This window comes from Cyanobacterium sp. T60_A2020_053, assembly GCA_015272165.1.
Lineage (GTDB): Bacteria > Cyanobacteriota > Cyanobacteriia > Cyanobacteriales > Cyanobacteriaceae > Cyanobacterium.
In genome coordinates this window covers 77,322-93,882 of record JACYMF010000086.1, presented here as the reverse complement: position 1 = coordinate 93,882, position 16,561 = coordinate 77,322, and the positions used below count along the sequence as shown (strand labels likewise).

At 36.9% G+C, this 16,561-nt stretch carries 18 protein-coding genes and 1 tRNA gene; 10 read left to right on the top strand and 9 right to left on the bottom strand.

What is annotated here, in order from left to right:
• Nucleotides 1–200: 200 nt before the first annotated feature.
• Nucleotides 201–1,349, top strand: a complete 1,149-nt coding sequence (locus IGQ45_12070) for a hypothetical protein (protein ID MBF2057921.1) — start codon at nt 201–203, stop codon at nt 1,347–1,349.
• 126 nt (nt 1,350–1,475) lie between these two features.
• Here the strand turns inward: IGQ45_12070 and IGQ45_12065 are convergent, their stop codons facing one another.
• On the bottom strand, nt 1,476–1,832 hold the full coding sequence (locus IGQ45_12065) for a YkgJ family cysteine cluster protein (protein MBF2057920.1): 357 nt from the start codon (nt 1,830–1,832) through the stop codon (nt 1,476–1,478).
• 224 nt (nt 1,833–2,056) lie between these two features.
• On the opposite strand from IGQ45_12065, the gene IGQ45_12060 reads away from it, so the two are divergent.
• Complete coding sequence (locus tag IGQ45_12060) at nt 2,057–2,188, top strand: photosystem II reaction center protein Ycf12 (protein ID MBF2057919.1); 132 nt, start codon at nt 2,057–2,059, stop codon at nt 2,186–2,188.
• A 176-nt stretch (nt 2,189–2,364) separates the two neighbouring features.
• Nucleotides 2,365–3,888 carry a 4-alpha-glucanotransferase gene (malQ, locus tag IGQ45_12055; protein MBF2057918.1) on the top strand — a complete coding sequence of 508 codons (1,524 nt, stop codon included), beginning with the start codon at nt 2,365–2,367 and terminating at the stop codon, nt 3,886–3,888.
• Between the two features lie 519 nt (nt 3,889–4,407).
• Here the strand turns inward: malQ and IGQ45_12050 are convergent.
• On the bottom strand, nt 4,408–4,965 hold the full coding sequence (locus IGQ45_12050; protein ID MBF2057917.1) for a hypothetical protein: 558 nt from the start codon (nt 4,963–4,965) through the stop codon (nt 4,408–4,410).
• A tRNA-Leu gene (locus tag IGQ45_12045) sits at nt 4,959–5,042 on the bottom strand. Before IGQ45_12045 ends, IGQ45_12050 begins: the two co-directional genes overlap by 7 nt.
• Before the next feature lie 407 nt (nt 5,043–5,449).
• On the opposite strand from IGQ45_12045, the gene IGQ45_12040 reads away from it, so the two are divergent.
• A complete protein-coding gene (locus IGQ45_12040; protein ID MBF2057916.1) occupies nt 5,450–6,052 on the top strand; it encodes a nitroreductase family protein in 603 nt (200 codons plus the stop codon).
• Nucleotides 6,053–6,187: 135 nt separating this feature from the next.
• On the opposite strand, the gene IGQ45_12035 is transcribed toward IGQ45_12040, so the two are convergent.
• On the bottom strand, nt 6,188–7,369 hold the full coding sequence (locus IGQ45_12035) for a DNA polymerase III subunit beta (GenBank protein ID MBF2057915.1): 1,182 nt from the start codon (nt 7,367–7,369) through the stop codon (nt 6,188–6,190).
• Between the two features lie 83 nt (nt 7,370–7,452).
• Between IGQ45_12035 and IGQ45_12030 the strand changes: the two genes are divergently transcribed.
• Complete coding sequence (locus IGQ45_12030) at nt 7,453–8,118, top strand: 4'-phosphopantetheinyl transferase superfamily protein (GenBank protein ID MBF2057914.1); 666 nt, start codon at nt 7,453–7,455, stop codon at nt 8,116–8,118.
• On the opposite strand, the gene IGQ45_12025 is transcribed toward IGQ45_12030, so the two are convergent.
• The 4 genes from IGQ45_12025 to IGQ45_12010 all read right to left on the bottom strand — a co-directional run bounded on the left by IGQ45_12025 (nt 8,119) and on the right by IGQ45_12010 (nt 11,562).
• Nucleotides 8,119–8,256: a hypothetical protein gene (locus IGQ45_12025; GenBank protein ID MBF2057913.1), complete on the bottom strand. Its 138-nt coding sequence runs from the start codon at nt 8,254–8,256 to the stop codon at nt 8,119–8,121.
• A 211-nt stretch (nt 8,257–8,467) separates the two neighbouring features.
• On the bottom strand, nt 8,468–8,956 hold the full coding sequence (gene cpcA / locus IGQ45_12020) for a phycocyanin subunit alpha (GenBank protein ID MBF2057912.1): 489 nt from the start codon (nt 8,954–8,956) through the stop codon (nt 8,468–8,470).
• A 71-nt stretch (nt 8,957–9,027) separates the two neighbouring features.
• Nucleotides 9,028–9,546 carry a phycocyanin subunit beta gene (locus tag IGQ45_12015; protein ID MBF2057911.1) on the bottom strand — a complete coding sequence of 173 codons (519 nt, stop codon included), beginning with the start codon at nt 9,544–9,546 and terminating at the stop codon, nt 9,028–9,030.
• A 768-nt stretch (nt 9,547–10,314) separates the two neighbouring features.
• On the bottom strand, nt 10,315–11,562 hold the full coding sequence (locus tag IGQ45_12010; protein ID MBF2057910.1) for a glycosyltransferase family 4 protein: 1,248 nt from the start codon (nt 11,560–11,562) through the stop codon (nt 10,315–10,317).
• 245 nt (nt 11,563–11,807) lie between these two features.
• Here IGQ45_12010 and IGQ45_12005 point away from each other — a divergent pair, with 245 nt between their 5' ends.
• The 5 genes from IGQ45_12005 to IGQ45_11985 all read left to right on the top strand — a co-directional run bounded on the left by IGQ45_12005 (nt 11,808) and on the right by IGQ45_11985 (nt 15,097).
• The gene (locus IGQ45_12005; GenBank protein ID MBF2057909.1) at nt 11,808–13,115 is read left to right on the top strand and encodes a YvcK family protein; all 1,308 of its coding nucleotides are present in this window, start codon (nt 11,808–11,810) and stop codon (nt 13,113–13,115) included.
• Nucleotides 13,116–13,330: 215 nt separating this feature from the next.
• Entirely contained in the window at nt 13,331–13,792 is a 462-nt protein-coding gene (locus IGQ45_12000; GenBank protein MBF2057908.1) for a hypothetical protein, read from the top strand.
• Nucleotides 13,793–14,256: 464 nt separating this feature from the next.
• Nucleotides 14,257–14,562: an ATP-dependent Clp protease adapter ClpS gene (gene clpS, locus IGQ45_11995; protein MBF2057907.1), complete on the top strand. Its 306-nt coding sequence runs from the start codon at nt 14,257–14,259 to the stop codon at nt 14,560–14,562.
• A complete protein-coding gene (locus tag IGQ45_11990) occupies nt 14,559–14,846 on the top strand; it encodes a metal-binding protein (protein ID MBF2057906.1) in 288 nt (95 codons plus the stop codon). The genes clpS and IGQ45_11990 overlap by 4 nt, the downstream gene beginning before the upstream one ends.
• 2 nt (nt 14,847–14,848) lie before the next feature.
• Complete coding sequence (locus IGQ45_11985; protein MBF2057905.1) at nt 14,849–15,097, top strand: hypothetical protein; 249 nt, start codon at nt 14,849–14,851, stop codon at nt 15,095–15,097.
• 217 nt (nt 15,098–15,314) lie between these two features.
• On the opposite strand, the gene IGQ45_11980 is transcribed toward IGQ45_11985, so the two are convergent.
• Nucleotides 15,315–16,523 carry a glutathione S-transferase family protein gene (locus tag IGQ45_11980; GenBank protein ID MBF2057904.1) on the bottom strand — a complete coding sequence of 403 codons (1,209 nt, stop codon included), beginning with the start codon at nt 16,521–16,523 and terminating at the stop codon, nt 15,315–15,317.
• Nucleotides 16,524–16,561: the final 38 nt, after the last annotated feature.

The window sequence follows — 16,561 nt, the reverse complement described above, 5'->3', positions numbered from 1 at the left end:
AAGTTTTGTCGGATACGACCTTCACTATCTCTTTTGATGGTGATGCTATTGTGGCTACGGGGATATACCGTATTGTGCCGCATAAATGTATCAGAAGATAATTAGTAGTTTTTCATTATCCATTGTCCATTGTTCATTATCAATTACGATCAGGGGTCTTTTCTTTATAATGAATATATAAGTTTATAACCCTTTCCACTATGATTACAGGGATTATTCTATTATCGACTATTTCCGTTGCCTCTTATTTGCTGAAAATATCACGAGAAAATGAATTACGAGCAGTTCAACAAAAATTAATTACCGAAGAAAAATTAACAAGAACTTTACAAAACTTAAGAGAAGTAATTAGAGAAAAGGAGGCCACGGAAAGCGAACTAAGCCAAGTTAGGCATAAAATTGAACAAATTATCCGTGAGAGGAAGGGCGCTGAGGAATCTCAACAACAAGTTAATGCTAAAATTGAACAGCTAATGGGTGAAAAACAAGAAATCAAAAGACAATTAAATCTCATAAAAAGAGAAAATTATAAAATAACAGCTGAGAAGAAAAAAGCAGAGGAATTAGCTAGAATTACTCAAATTAAGTTTGAGCAAATAAAAATAGAAAAACAACAGGCGAAAGAATTAGTTAAAATGGCTATTTTAAAATGTGAACAAGCAATTAAAGAAAAAGAAAAAGCAGAAGAATTAGCTCTAACGATTCAGGAGAAAGTTGAGCAAATAGAAATGGAAAAACAACGAGCAGAGGAAGATGTTATTTATTTATATGAAAGCATTGAAGAAGATACAAAAAAACTTGAACAAAAGGTTACAGATTTAGAAGCAGAAAACAAATTTTTAGCAGAGGAAAATCAAAACCAAAAATCTGAATTAGTGGAGTTACAGAATAAGTGTAATCAGTTATCATCTCATCTAATGGCAGTGAACAACAGTGATAATGATTCTAGTGACCAAAGAGAAAGGATTTATTTTTACATAAGAGAAAAAAATTTTTATCCTGATGAAATTAAAGAAATTATTTTAGATTTACTTAAACAAAGTCTCCATAATGTTTATGAAGGTAGTCGTAGGGATCATATTTTAAGAGATTTACTACACAATAATCCTAGTAATGGAAGTTTAGAAAGTTTGAAAAAAGAAATTCATGATTTATTTAATAATTATCGCAGTTTGAATCCGAAAATGCGTAGGGATTTGGGTCATTTAGGTTTTCAATTTGTAGATAATAAACACCATAAAATTAGATTTTATCAAGATGATAGATACACTCACACTTTTGCTTCTTCTGCTAGTGATCATCGTGCGGGGACAAATAATGCTTCGGAAATTTGCCGTTTGATTCTCTAGTTTATTGTTTTGTCTTGTGTCAGATTATTTCCGCTTTCTAGCTCAATTCTTAGAGAAGTTGAATGATTAGGTGATGGGAACTGAAATTCAACTGCAATTTAACGAGTCATCCAAAATTTAAGACCATTACTCCTCATCATTGGTAGCAGATAAATAATTGCTGTATTCGGGACTATCTTCCCCATAAACCCCATCAATTTGCTGAAAACAACAATCAACGGCAAAATCGTTAAAGTCCTCTTCTATGACCCCATACATTTGATGAAAAGTATCAGGTTTAACTCGACAAAAACGAGGTCTATCTTCATAAATGTTACATTTTCTCATCTCATGGCTATAGTTGATACACCAACCGTCTTCCCCTACCATGCTGAGATAAAGTTCTAATTCGTCTGGTTGTAAATATACGTCAAGATCAGGTCGATCGCTGGGATCGAGGTGACAACAAGCGCCACAACGTTCCATACAAAGCCATTTACTCATAATTAAAAAATGTAATAAAACTTAATATATTTCCCTAAATTTCAGATTTAAGAGGGCAACCTTTCCTAGTATGATATATTTTGTCAATAGATTGATAATTAAAAATTTAGACTTTGTCGGCAAACTTCCCGCTCACAGTTTGATCATGTTAACGGTGTTGCGGTTAGAAGTATTATGGCGAGGTCATTAATAATAAATCATAGTTTAATTATTTAGGAGTAAATATGGACTTTATTACAAATTTCTTTAGTGGTGTTGATTTTGAGGTGATTTTACAGTTAACTTCTGTGGGCTTAATTTTAGTTGCTGGTCCAGTAATTGTTTTTATCCTTTATGCTTTGAGAGGAGACTTATAACGTTACGAGGGGTAAATAGAGAACAGTTAAAATTTTTAGGGAGATATTAAGTATTAGACATCCTCAAAAGTTAACATCAATTCTGATACGGAAAATGTCAAAATTGATCTTGTTTCTCTGTTACCCGTTGTTTTTCATGTTGAATTTCTCTTTGCCCAATTATTACTGATTTAATCATGTTTGATCGTCGTTGCAGTGGTGTTTTGCTTCATCCTACTTCTTTGCCTAGTCGTTACGGTGTGGGAGATTTGGGGGAGGGTGCTTATGGTTTTGTAGATTTTTTACACCAAAGTGATCAACAAGTATGGCAAATTTTGCCGTTAGGACCGACTGGAAAAGGTAATTCACCCTATTTGGCTTATTCAGCGTTGGCGGGAAATCCTTTATTAATTAGTTTAGATGTTCTTTTCGGGGATGGCTTACTGACGGAGGAAGATTTGCAGGAGATAGAGGAAATTTTTGATAAACAAAATCCTTCACGGGTAAATTATGATTTAGTCATTGAAAGTAAATTTCCCCTTTTACGTAAGGCGTTTAATGCTTTTCAGGAGAAAGATGAGGATGAATATAAGGCAGATTTTCGCCGTTTTTGTGAGGATTATGGTTATTGGCTAGAGGATTATTCCTTGTTTATGGCGTTGAAGGAGTATCATCAGGATCGAGCTTGGTTTCAATGGGACCAAGATATTGCTAAACGTCAGCCGGAAGCGATTCACCGTTGGCAGATGAAATTAGGTGATGAAATGTTTTACCATAAGTTTTTACAGTTTAGCTTCTTTCGTCAGTGGTCTAATTTGAAAAGTTATGCTAATGAGCGTCAAGTAAAAATTTTTGGGGATATTCCTATTTATGTAGCGCACGATAGTGTGGATGTGTGGGCAAATCAAGGTATTTTTTGTTTGGATGAGGTGACGGGCGCTGCGGCTTCTATGGCGGGTGTGCCTCCTGATTATTTTAGTGAAACGGGGCAGTTATGGGGAAATCCTGTGTATGATTGGGATGAGTTACAGGGGACAAATTTTGCTTGGTGGGTACAACGCATTAAGGGAATGTTGGAATATGTAGATATAATGCGTATTGATCATTTTCGTGGTTTTGAGTCGTTTTGGGCAGTGCCTCAAGGGGAAACTACGGCTATGAATGGGGAATGGGTGAGGGCGCTGGGGGATGATTTTTTTGCTATTTTGGAGCAGGAGTTGGGGGTTTTACCTATTGTGGCGGAAGATTTAGGGGTAATTACGCCTGAGGTGGAAGCGTTGAGGGATAAGTACAATTTTCCGGGTATGAAGGTGTTACATTTTGCTTTTGATTCAGATCGGGCTAATGGATTCTTACCTTATAATTATACAACCCCTAATTGTGTGGCTTACACTGGTACTCATGATAATGATACTACGGTGGGTTGGTTTACTAAACGTTCTTTTGAAGAGCGTCAAAGGGTGTTGGATTATTTAGGCGCTTTAACCGATCAAGGTATTCATTGGAGTTTAATTCGTCTGGCTTTAGCTTCTGTGGCAAATATAGCGATTTTTCCTGTACAGGATTTATTGGGTTTGGGTAGTGAGTCGAAAATGAATACTCCCGGCACTGTGGAAGAAAATTGGTCTTGGCGCTATCGAGGAGGGGCGCTGGATGATCAGATGGCTAACCATTTAAAACATCTTACTTATATTTACGGGCGCAAATTTATTGGTGATTAGTCTATTGGGAAGTGAGAAGGTTGATAAATTAAAGGTTTCAGCAAAATCATCGCTTCTTACAAATTCTTAATTTTCATCAACGATTGTTGATTTTTAACAAGAAAAAACGCTATTTTTTACACTCTTTCGGATGTAAGTTATCCTTGAAATCTTTATTTAACTAGGGTGTTGATTTATTCAGCAGACCCTAATTATCGGCGTTATTTTTAATATATAGGATATAAGTTACCTCTTTTCCTTTTTTACCAACACTTTTGCACATAAAGACTCCATTTCTCCGCCTGTAACTATGAAAATAACATTTAAAAACCCATGTTTTTGATTTGTTGGAGCCTATATACAATTAATCTTGCTCGATAACTTATATCAAGTTCGCTTAAATAGTTACAATTAAATTCTTGCACAACCCTAAGAAAATCAACATTTCTATTTATAAGTGATCAAACGAACTTGATATTATTATAGCTTTGAAAAAAATAAAAGTCACAATTAATTTTGCTTAGTTACTTACAAACTAGCTTACGATTCTTTAGGACAGGAAAATTGTTGGTCTCTTAACCAAGTTTTAATCCCAGCGCCCGTCACCCCGTTACTATTATCAAAAGGTGGTGTTATGAGTGTATCTTGTTGAGAATGACCTAATTTAGTTAATAAAGTAACCATTTCCCAACCTTTAGGAGTGGGAGTTAACAATAACCAATAGTAATTTTGGGTTTGATAGATGGTTTGATTTTGTGAGTAATGTCTTTCCAGGGTAGTAAAAAAAATCTGTCTAATCTCTGAGGTTTTTTGGCTTCGATATTGGGTTTGGGTGAGGGGTAACGGTTCAAATTCTGGCAGACTAGCGGTGATGACATACACGGGGAGAGAATCGGCGCGCGAATTTTTTTGTAAAATGCGGTTAGTATAATCCGGTAAATCTTTGACTAAAGCATTGCCTAAAGTATTGATGTCTGATGGGCAGGGGAGGGCGCTGGATTTTACCTCGTGAGGCAAAACAGGGAAAAACATCGTCAACAATAAAGATAATAAAATTCTCTGATATTTCACGGCAAGAAGTATAAAAGAAATGCGCAAACCGGGACTTGAACCCGGAAGTCTGTGAAGACACTAGAATCTGAATCTAGCGCGTCTGCCAATTCCGCCATTTGCGCTTCAGAAAATTATTATAACCATAAACTTAATTAGGTGGTGCTGAAAAAGTGGAGTGGTGAGGGGAGGTGTCAGGTTTCGGGTGTCAGGTTTCAGGTGAAATGCTTATAAATTAAAGATTTAAGCCAAATAGTTATTTTTCATAAATTGCTCATTTGTCTCAATAATTTTTGATACCACCTGAGTTGAAGATAAAATTTTCGGTGCTGTAAAGGTGTTAGGTATTCAGTGAAAGAATTGACAAAAAATATATCCTAACTGATTTTTTCGGTTTAATTTTTTGCTCGAATTATATCATCGTCTGAAAATTACACCTGAAACCTGCAACCTGCAACCTGATACCTGCCTTTTGACCTTTTTATCTCAAAGTGAGGTTATGATAATGATGATATCTTATGAATGAGAACTTATGGACACTTTAACTGCGATTACCGAAAGAAGATCGGTTAAATACTACGATCCTGAGCATAAAATGACTGATGAAGAAATTAGAAGTTTGATGGAATATACCTTATTATCTCCTACCTCTTTTAATATGCAAAATTGGCGTTTTGTGGTAGTAAAAGATCAAGAAGTTAAAAACCAACTCAAATCAGCTTCCTTTAATCAAGCTCAAGTTAGTGACGCTTCCATTGTGGTTTTAATTTGTGGTGACTTAAAAGCCTATGAAAAAGAGCCTCAAAGATATTGGCGTAATGCGCCCGAAGCCGTGCAAAATGAAATGATTCCCATGATGGTTGGTTTTTATAATGATAAACCAGAATTACAACGAGATGAAGCTATGCGTTCAGCAGGTATTGCAGGTCAGACTATCATGTTAGCAGCAAAAGCCATGGGTTATGATACTTGCCCTATGGTTGGTTTTGACTTTCAGAAGGTAGCAGAAATTATTAATTTACCTGATGATTATGTACTTTCTTTTATGATTGTGGTGGGTAAAGCTGTTAAACCTGCTAGGGAAAGGGCGGGACAATTAGATTTAGCAGAAGTGGTATCTTTTGATACTTTTTAGTGGGAAATTTTTTAAAATAGGTATCAAAATACTTTGCCCTCACCCCCAACCCCTCTCCCGCAGGAGAGGGGAGTAATCTTCGAGAATAATTGATTAGTTATTATTTGAAAACCTCTTTTTCTCAGAGAAAAAAAACTAATCCCTAATTTGCACGGGCATAATTAAATAAGTCATTTGTAAACCACTTAAAGGGGTGGCAATTACTGGTTGAGTAGCACCGTTGAAATGAAAAGTAATTTCATTACTAGACAGCGCCCTCAACCCATCCATGAGATACTTGATGTTAAAACCAATCTCGAAACCTTCCCCCGTAATTTCCGCCGCAACCGATTCTTTGGCGCTTCCTAACTCTTTGGCATCCACTGATAAATAAACTAGAGATTGTTCAGGATTTAAACTAAATTTAACTAGATTATTTTTTTGATCAGATAAAACGGAAACCCTTTCTAAACTCTCAATCAAACGTTTTCTTTCCACCACCATGGTGCGCTGGAATTTATTAGGAATCAGTTGATTATAATTAGGATAAGCGCCCTCCAACTTGCGACTGGTGAGATTTTGAGAACCCAATTCAAAGACTACTTGGTTATCATCCACATAAAGAGCAATATTATCTTCTTCTTTGGCAGTGGTCAAAATTTTTTCTAATTCTCTCAGCGCCCTTGCCGGAATCGTCATGGTAAAATTTTGTTCTTCATTAACAGAAATATTTGTGTCGGTGGCTTCTTCTTCCTCCTCCCCTTTGTCATCAGTGGTTTTCACCACCGCTAAACGGTGGCCATCGGTGGCAGCAAATTCGAGGGTATCGAGGTTGCGGGTTAAATGAATGCCCGTCAAAATCTGCTTACTTTCATCGGTGCTAGCGGCAAATAATGAGCCTTTTAAGCCTTCCGTGAGGGCGGTAATGGGCAACATTAAAGCATCTTCCTTCGCCACTTGGGGTAATTCGGGATATTCGTCGCCGGTGACTCCCCGCAGTTGAAATTTACCGAATAATGACTCAATGGCTACTAAAGGATTATCATCTAATTCTTCTTGTTCAAAACCGATGGTAATGTCGCCCTCTGGTAATTTGATGACAATGTCGTTAAATAACTTGGCAGGGATGGTAATTGTACCTTCTTCTAATACTTCGGCTGGAAAACTGGTACGCATACCTAAGTTTAGATCAAATCCAGTGAGGGTGACGAGATTTTTTTCGGCGTTGGCAACTAATAACACATTAGCTAAAATGGGATGGGTGGGGCGCGCTGGTACTGCCCTACTTACTAATGAGAGATTATTTTTAAGGTCTGTTTGGGAGCAAATAATTTTCACGATTTCTAATAAAATTAACTATATTATCGATAACAAACTCATTATTATATCTTAGAAAGTTACAGGAAAGAGTTAAGTTTTTTATGTACTTGGATCAAGTTAGTTTTTTTGACATTGATAATGTTTCTATTTACTATTGTCAACCAGAAATATTTTTAAGTGAAATTGATTCATTATTTACTATCTTATCCCATCAAGAGTTAATTAAAATCAGTAATTTTAAACAGAAAAATAGACAAAATTTAGCGATAATTTATCGTAGTTTACTAAAGATTATTTTGGCTAATCATTTAAAAATAAATCCTCAAGATATAGAGTTTAGCTACACAATAAAAGGTAAGCCATTTTTAACAAATTCTGCTCTGAATTTTAATTTATCCCATACGGAAGATATGGTTATTTATGCTATTTCAGAAAAAATTATCGGCATCGATATAGAAAAAAATGATAAAATACTTAAACATGAGGAATTAGCAGAGCGTTTTTTTTGTCCTTCTGAATATCAATTAATTAAACAAATTAATCAAGATAAAAAAGCTGAGTTATTCTATCAATTTTGGACGGCGAAAGAAGCCTTTTTAAAAGCTACAGGGGAGGGATTATCAGGGGGATTAAATACTATGGAATTAGGCTATGACTTACGGCGGAGGGCGCCTGTCATTCTTAGCAATAATATTAGGCAAACTTGGCATTTAGAAACCTTAAATATTAATGCTAATTATTGTTGTAATTTAGTAATAGCAAAATAATCACTCTTTTTGTATAGTTTTAGTTATTAAATAAGCAAAAAAGAAACTAATCATGGTTGTCAATGTAAGTAACCAAAAATTGGGTAACGCATTGGATGAAGCGCGCCCTTCCAGCGCCCCTAACACTATAATAATCATAAAAATTGAGAGGTAATAACGATTGATTTTCATAAATAAATTTATAAACAAAAGCAAACATCGCCCGAAAGAGTCAACAAACACAATAAATAACTTGTATTCGCAAACCTTCTCAGGCGATGATTATAGTTTATTTCAACCTTGAACTAACAAGGATTGTGAGGAAAAGTTAAATTAGCTTCACTAACAGCTGATATAAATAACTTAGAAACTAGCTAAGAGCATTGATAGCATAGTCAAGGTAAGAATTAGCTTCAACAGCAGGATCGCCACTTAAACCATGGTTAGCTTTGATATATTTTAAAGCCTCGATGTACCAGCTAGGAGATAAATCAAAACTACGGTTGATTTCATCGATACCAGCGATTAAGTATTCATCCATAGGACCAGTACCACCAGCTACTAAACAGTAGGTAACCATACGGAGGTAGTAACCGATGTCACGAGAACATTTTGCTTTACCTTCAGAGGTAGAAGCATAGTTAGCACCGGGGGTGGTTGTGGTGTAAGGGAATTTGCTGTAAACAGCGTTAGCTGCACCGTCAGTTAAACGTTGAGCATTTTCAGTCAAAGATTTAGCAGCGGTTAAACTAGCATTAGCTTGACGGAAACGACCGAAAGCGGTTTGAATTTCGGTGCTGCTGAGGAAACGACCTTGAGAATCGGCTGCAGATACTGCTTCAGTTAAAGGGGTTTTCATTGTCTAATATTCTCCTAAAATTATGTTGTTGTTAACGTAAACTATTTTTGACTTATGGGGTAGCTTTGAGACTAAGCTACTGCAGCAGCAGCACGATCGAAGTAGGTAGCAACTTCAGCCATTAAAGCACTACAATCACCAAGGGTAATATTGTTGGTGTCGTTAGCGATTGCTAAAGCAGCATCTTTCATTTTTTGTACGCCAACAGCAACGGAAGAACCGGGAGTACCTAAAGCTAAGTAGGTTTCACGAAGTCCGTTTAAGCAACGATCTTCTAATACGGAAGCATCACCGGAGAAAATAGCGTAGGTAACATAACGTAAGATGATTTCCATGTCACGAAGACAAGCAGCCATACGACGGCTGGTGTAAGCGTTGCCACCGGGAGCGATTAATTGAGGCTGTTCAGCAAATAAAGAACGAGCAGCGTTGGTTACGATAGCGGAAGCGTTGCTGGTGATACGGTTAACAGTATCCATACGTTTGTTGCTTTCTGCTACCATTTGGCTTAAAGCATCGATTTGAGAGGTGGATAAGAATTCTCCACGAGCGTCAGCCTGAGAAACAACCCTTGTGAATGCGTCGTACATTTTAAGTTAATCTCCTAAATTGAGTTAATTTTTTTGTTTTTATTAAATTTGATTCAACTTTTTTTTCGTTAAATCTTGGGGTTATTAACCCTCGCTAATTAGTTTCCTATATTATGAGCTTAGTGCCAAGTTTTTGTTAAGCATTTGTAAAAAAACTTAATTTTTCGCTAATCTCCTTTCAGAATTGCTAGGTTTTTTACTTCCCGAATATAGTTATACACTGTTTAATCTGATACGTTTATGCAGAATAAAACGGCATATACCGTAATAAACTGCAATAGCATTTGAGTAAAATACTCAAAAGGAGGTATCCCTCAAAGCCTTAAAAAATATTTTTAAGACACTTATGTTATCTGATTTAACAGACTGCTTCACCCACGGAAGCGTTAATAGTATTACTATCCTATTTTTGTAAGGTACTTCCCCAAAAGGGGCAACCAAAATCTCCCTTTATCGTACATCAAATATTACTTTTCTGAAACCGAAATCGAATACTTTCACAAACTTTTTATTTATTTGTCCTTTTATGTCATTTTAGATCCGTTTATATAGAAAATCTAAGATTTAGTAAATCTCTTTTTTGCGTTACATCATGTTAATTTTTCAGGGCTACTTCTTTACATTTCTTTACACGATTGATATTTTAGATTTGCTGAAAAAGTTTTTTGATGGGGATAGGTGACAGGTATCAGGTTGCAGGTTTCAGGTGTAATTTTCCGACAATGATATAACTTCGATCACAAATCACCAAACCCTAATTATTCATTATCAATTATCCATTGTCCTAATAATTACTTGAAAATAGTTATTGACTGCAATTTCAGTCGTAAAGTGGTTGAGGAAATAGTCTCGACTAGCTTTGCCCATTTTTGCTGACAAATCAGGGTTTTGATAAAGTTGCCAGAAGAAATTGGCTAACCCTTTACTATCTCCATTAACGAAACTTTGACCACACCCTGCATCTTCGATTAAGTGATTCAGAAATGAACCTTTGGGACACACTACCCCCACGGCATTACCAGCGGCTAAAGTGGAATATAATTTACTAGGTGCGACGACTCCTGCCATACCTTCTGCCATGGAAATAAGAGAAATATCACAAGCAGTGAGAGAATAAGGAAGATGCTCTTTTTTTTGGTAGGGTAAAAAAGAAAAATTATCCAAACTAAGTTTTTTTGCTTCTTCGGCAATTTTTTCTTGTTGTGCTCCGCTACCAATAAATACAAATTGAAATTTATCTTGATGGTCTTGTAAATGATAGGCGGCATCAATAATGGTTTTCATATCATGACAGCGCCCCATGTTGCCGGAGTAAAGGATGGTAAATTTATCAACCAAGCCATTCTCTTTTGCAAACCAGTTATCTTGTTTTACTCTCGGTACAATTACTCTACCATCTGCCCAATTATGAATAACGGTAATTTTTTCTTTAACTTCAGGGCAAACCTCTACGATACGCTCTTTCATGGAGCTTGATAAAACAATGATAGCATTGGCATTTAACCAAGTTTTACGATTTAACCAGTGCCACATTCTGACGATGATGTGATTTTCTGGTAATACTCCTAATACGGTAATAACGTTGGGATATAAGTCATAGATTAGGCAAATATATTTTAAGCGAAAAAATAGGTAAGAAAAATAACCGACCCAAGGCAGGAAGGAGGGCGCTGTAGTTAATAGGATTAAATCTTGTTGGCGATGATGACGAAAGAGATGAAGCATTACTCGCACACAAAATAAAAGCCCATTAATGGCTTTACCCTTAACCATTTGAGACGCTCTAGTTCTTTGGACATATAAATCACCAACTTTTTCATCCCTTGGGGCATCTTTTGTGTCAAAAGCATAGCCGGGTTGCCCACTAAAAACTTTAACAAATAAATTTTTATCGCTTAGTTTTAGAGCTAAATCTTCGATTAACTGTCCTGTAGCTGCAAAATCAGGAGGGAAAAACTGATTAACGATTAATAGTCGCTTTTGTTTTTCAGAATAGCTATTATTTATCTTAGACACCGGATATTTTAATATAAAATTGCTAAAGAGATGATAACAATAAAATCTTAAACTTTTTTCGTCATTTTGGGCTAATTACTTGATATTTTTTTAATGGACTGAATTCATTTATTTTTTAACTAAAATTACAGTTTTATCATTCTGTTATTCTAACTCACAATTATGATTAAGTCAGTCTGGTGGGGCAATTCACAAGCAAAATCATTAATCAATCACTGCTAAAGCTAATTTATCTGGAAGTCATTATGGGTCATAAAAATAAATCCGTTAGTAATTTGTATAAATGGGTATCCCCCGGTATATTCGTTAAACGTTGGCTAATTACTAGCCTGTTGGGGGTATTGCTAACGGTTTTAGGTTTTGCTATCTGGGTTAAATTAACCCCCATTAATCGTTTAATTGAGTTGGTGATTGATTTTTTAAATAAATTTACTTCTACTGTGCCTAATTACGTTACTGGTCCGGTGGCAATTACGTTGGGTTTATTTTTGTTATATTGGGGGCAACATCGTACCTTTAGCTCTATTCAAGACGCTTTTCAGTTGGATAGCCAACAACAGTTAGTGGATGTATTATGGGATCATCATCGTCTTAATCGGGGCATTAAAATTGTTGCTCTTGGGGGTGGTACAGGTTTATCTACTATGTTACGAGGCTTAAAGGAATATAGTTCTAACATTACTGCTGTGGTGACAGTGGCTGATGATGGTGGCTCTTCGGGGGTATTACGGCGAGAGTTAGGCGCCCTCCCCCCCGGCGATATTCGTAACTGTATTGCAGCCTTGGCTAATGAGGAAAAATTATTAACAGAGTTGTTCCAATATCGTTTTAATTCTGGGGAAGGGTTGAAAGGTCATAGTTTTGGTAATTTATTTTTAACTGCCATGAGTGATATTACCAAAGACCCAGAAACGGGAATCCATGCTAGTTCTCAGGTTTTAGCTATTAAGGGGCGAGTTTTACCTGCAACCCTTGATAATGTTACTTTGTGGGCAAAATTTGCAGATGGAGTATTAGTGGAGGGGGAATCAAGTATTGCGGAAAGAGGCGGAAAAATCATTGAGTTTGGTTGTAAGCCTTCCTCTCCTCAAGCGTTGCCTTCGGTGTTGGAGGCGATTCGTCAGGCAGAATTTATTGTCATGGGTCCGGGTAGTCTCTATACCAGTGTTATTCCTAATCTGTTGGTGCCGGAAATTCGTCAAGCTATCTTGAGCAGTAAAGCTCCGAAAATTTATGTTTGTAATATTATGACTCAACCGGGGGAAACTGATAATTATACGGTGGCGGATCATATTCGTGCCATTGATGAGGTGTGTGGTGCTAAATTATTTGATGGGGTGTTGGTGCAAGGGCGCCCTCCTTCTCCCCTAGCATTGCGGAAGTATGCTGATGAATATTCCCACCCTGTGTTTTTGGATCGGCAGGAAGTCATTAATCTGGGGCGCCGTATTGTGATCAGTAATGTGATGAGTGAAGACCTTGATACTCATATTATTCGTCATAATCCCCGTTTACTGGCGCGGGCGCTGATGCGTTGGGTTAAGCGCAAATAACTTGACTTTTTTTTTCTTTTTCGTTATATTAGTTTTCAGATTAATTTTAGTAAAAACCAAACTTACTTGTTAAGTCTTTTCAGAGTTAAAACTTCAATAGTTTTTTCCATATCTATACAAAATCAGAATAAATATCTATCCGATAAGGATAGTTATGTCAAAAAATAATAATCTCTAAGGATTATTGTGTTCATTCTGATTAAAAGGAGAAAACTATGTTTGTATTAAGAGTTAAGTTTAAAGCTACTGCTCACCGTTTAGGTGTTCTTGATTTGAGCAGTAAAGAGTTCACACCGCAACGGTTACGGGCGCTAGTATCAGAGTATTTGCCGAAAAAGTTAGATTGGGCCATGTCTCAACGTCAGGATTTGGATGATTTGGCTACTCTGTGGGAGATTCTCGGTATTGATGCGGTAATTCGTTTAGAGAATGAAGCCGGAGAAAATATCCGAGTGGGCGTTTCTTTATTAGATAACGAAAATAAAGCTCAAAATCTCATTTATGACTTAAAGGGACAAGTTCGCACTTCCCTGCGTCATGAGTTGGGCATTGAGCAATATTGGGTATTTGTGCTTAGAGCGAAAAATTATCCTAGTGATGAGGATTGGATTGATATTCTTTATGGAGAAATCGATCAACCTCCTACCGCTTCTGGTTGTCGTTTAATTGTCCTATAAATTGTTTGTAAGGCAAGGGGTTTAAACCCCTTGTTATATCAAGGCTGTTTCAAAATGGTTTGCCCTCACCCCCCCTAGCTCCAGAGTTTTTTCATTCTCAAAATTGTTAATTTCTCAAACTATCTAATAGTCTGAAATTCAGAGGTTTTTAACTACTAATTAATCAAATAATAGTTAAAAACTTGATTTTTTAGAAAAATTTAACTCACTTTAGTAGAGTTGAGCTGTTAGCAGAAATTTATTTCATTGTGGGATAAAGGTTTTGACCAATGAATGATCTGCCTTGCAATAAATTGACAAGGCTCATAGCAACAGTCTGCTAAAGCGACTAAAAAAAATGCAATTTTACCCTGACTTTGAAAACGCCCTGCTTAGGAAGAGGAAGGGGGGGAGGTTCATGTCTATTAGTGGTATGATACAATCGTTAATGTAAAAAAATCGTCATAGTTTCCATAAAACCTTTTATGAGTTTAACCGTTTTAGGAACAACTATCACTATCCCTTCTCGCTCAAGTGAGACTGTACGCAAATCTTACCCTAATTTTAAGGTCATTGTTTTAGATGATGATTTTAATACTTTTCAGCACGTTGCTAACTGTTTATTAACCTACATTCCTAATATGACGGAAACTCTTGCTTGGGAATTGACTAATCAGGTACATTTTGAGGGGAGGGCGCTGGTGTGGGCTGGTCCTTTGGAACAGGCTGAGTTATATCATCAACAGTTAAGAAGGGAAGGTTTAACTATGGCGCCCTTGGAGGCATCATGAGTCAAACCCCTTCTGGTCGAATCGTCTGGAATCATTCTACCCATTTGGATGGTTTGATTGCTATTTTAGAAAAATTGGTGGTTTATGAGGGCATCCGTACCATTACCCCGGCGGTTTTAAGTCGCTCTCGTAGTCATATTCCCAAAATGAAATTAAAGGTATCTGTGCCGATTAGGGGGGGGTTTAAGTTGATTGCCCGTCAGGGTAAAAGTGTGCAGGAAGTTTTTATTATTACTGATTTAACTCAGATTGAGTTAGAGGATATTATTAGCAAAATTATTTAAACATGATGAATAATGAGCAGTTTCTAAGTCGAGATGAATCTATGGCGGTGGAGGGCGCCCTCCTCACTAGCCAAGAAAAGTTTTTAACTCGTTTAACTATTTCTTCTTTACGTTTACTATCGTTAATTGCTGAAGATTTACAAGTGGAGGTAAGTAGTTTAAGTGGTGAGCAAATTATCGCTTGGATGGAAGCCGATAGTAAGATTCGCCGTGAAGAGGGGAAAGATCGCGCTAAATTAAAATGGGATTAGGTTTTGTAACTTTTCTACAGTGACGAATTGAGCCTCAATTTTCAATTGATGAATAAGTAATTTACCCACCGTATAATGAATTACATCAAGTTCGGATAATTAGTTACAAATAGATTATATCTTCGCACTTTACCCACCGTGTAATGAATTACACGGAACCAACAGTATTCCGTTCAATAAATTGAACTAAGATTATTTTTAATTAATTTATAAGTGATCAATTATGCTCACGAAAATTTAAAGGGTCTTGATCTCGTCTATGATTAAACGGAATGGGTTTTCCTTGCCCAGCGCCCACCAAACTAGCTGTATCTTCTAAAGCAGTACGCAGATATTTACTAGCGTGAATGGACATATCACGGGGTACGTTAATTCGATCTCTCAGGTATCTCAGAGCCTCATCAGCGCCCTCCATCGGTTGATACATCTCCCCAGTCATCATATAAGTTAAAGCGCTACGCAGGGCTAAATCCATCACTTGAGGATTAGCTGGATTAACTTTGATGATATTATCTTTATGTTTGATGACTCGATACAGAGCTTCTTGACGGGCGTTGTCGGGCGCTGGATAGTAAACGTCTGGTATGTCAAACCATGAACCTTGATCCACTTGTTGCTGATTTTTCTTAGCTTGAGCAGTGCCATTTTCCCAACATCCGCCCATTTGAGGGGGTAAGTCGTGGGCATGGGTGTGAAAATCGCTTTGAGTGCCTCGATAGGTAGCGCGCGTTTCCAGCGCCCGAAACCATTGCTCAATCTTGGGGTGTTCTGCGGTGAGGGAATAACCTTTATAGTAGTATAAACTAGCGTTCATTCTTTCCACATAGGGAATAAAAACTAGGTCAGCCGTACTAAATTCGGACAGAAAATAAGGGGAAGGAGAGGAGTCTAAGGCAGATTCTACCATTAAGGCAACTTCTCGGAATTGCTCTTGATGATTTTTTTCTTGGAAGGGGATGCGCGCTTGACGACATAACCAATTACACCACGCTCGAAATAATAAACGTTCTAAACGTCTTAGGGGTATAACTTCTGGGTCTAACATTCCTCGATATAATACCCCAAATTCTTGCTCAAGAGCGATAATAATATCATCACTTTCGGTGATTAATTTACCTTTTAATTCCACTGCTGGTAACATCCCCGAAGGCACTTTTCGTTTATACCAATCTTCTTTTTGACCATAACAAAACATGGTCACTTTTTCGATACGGTAAGGGATTCTCTTTTCTTCTAACCATAACCAAATTTTTTGACAATAGGGACACCAAGCATGATTATCTCTATATAAGATTACTTGTATTTCATGTTCTTGATGTCCGAATAGTCTGAGGTGCGCCTGAGAGTTGGTATCACCGTTAACTAAATCGGGGTTAAAATCGGGGTGAAGGGCGCTTAATTCTTGCCAAGTTAAAGGTTTTTGCATTGTTATGGTGATAAATCTTTGTGGGAGTTACATATAGA

What these genes read in the sequence shown, in the direction of transcription:
- clpS (MBF2057907.1), top strand. Translation starts at nt 14,257, where the DNA reads ATGAGTTTAACCGTTTTAGGAACAACTATCACTATCCCTTCTCGCTCA.
- IGQ45_12060 (MBF2057919.1), top strand. Translation starts at nt 2,057, where the DNA reads ATGGACTTTATTACAAATTTCTTTAGTGGTGTTGATTTTGAGGTGATT.
- IGQ45_12070 (MBF2057921.1), top strand. Translation starts at nt 201, where the DNA reads ATGATTACAGGGATTATTCTATTATCGACTATTTCCGTTGCCTCTTAT.
- IGQ45_12065 (MBF2057920.1), bottom strand. Translation starts at nt 1,832, where the DNA reads ATGAGTAAATGGCTTTGTATGGAACGTTGTGGCGCTTGTTGTCACCTC.
- IGQ45_12025 (MBF2057913.1), bottom strand. Translation starts at nt 8,256, where the DNA reads ATGATTATTATAGTGTTAGGGGCGCTGGAAGGGCGCGCTTCATCCAAT.
- malQ (MBF2057918.1), top strand. Translation starts at nt 2,365, where the DNA reads ATGTTTGATCGTCGTTGCAGTGGTGTTTTGCTTCATCCTACTTCTTTG.
- IGQ45_12005 (MBF2057909.1), top strand. Translation starts at nt 11,808, where the DNA reads ATGGGTCATAAAAATAAATCCGTTAGTAATTTGTATAAATGGGTATCC.
- IGQ45_12030 (MBF2057914.1), top strand. Translation starts at nt 7,453, where the DNA reads ATGTACTTGGATCAAGTTAGTTTTTTTGACATTGATAATGTTTCTATT.
- IGQ45_11985 (MBF2057905.1), top strand. Translation starts at nt 14,849, where the DNA reads ATGATGAATAATGAGCAGTTTCTAAGTCGAGATGAATCTATGGCGGTG.
- IGQ45_12040 (MBF2057916.1), top strand. Translation starts at nt 5,450, where the DNA reads ATGGACACTTTAACTGCGATTACCGAAAGAAGATCGGTTAAATACTAC.
- IGQ45_11990 (MBF2057906.1), top strand. Translation starts at nt 14,559, where the DNA reads ATGAGTCAAACCCCTTCTGGTCGAATCGTCTGGAATCATTCTACCCAT.
- cpcA (MBF2057912.1), bottom strand. Translation starts at nt 8,956, where the DNA reads ATGAAAACCCCTTTAACTGAAGCAGTATCTGCAGCCGATTCTCAAGGT.
- IGQ45_12000 (MBF2057908.1), top strand. Translation starts at nt 13,331, where the DNA reads ATGTTTGTATTAAGAGTTAAGTTTAAAGCTACTGCTCACCGTTTAGGT.
- IGQ45_12015 (MBF2057911.1), bottom strand. Translation starts at nt 9,546, where the DNA reads ATGTACGACGCATTCACAAGGGTTGTTTCTCAGGCTGACGCTCGTGGA.
- IGQ45_11980 (MBF2057904.1), bottom strand. Translation starts at nt 16,523, where the DNA reads ATGCAAAAACCTTTAACTTGGCAAGAATTAAGCGCCCTTCACCCCGAT.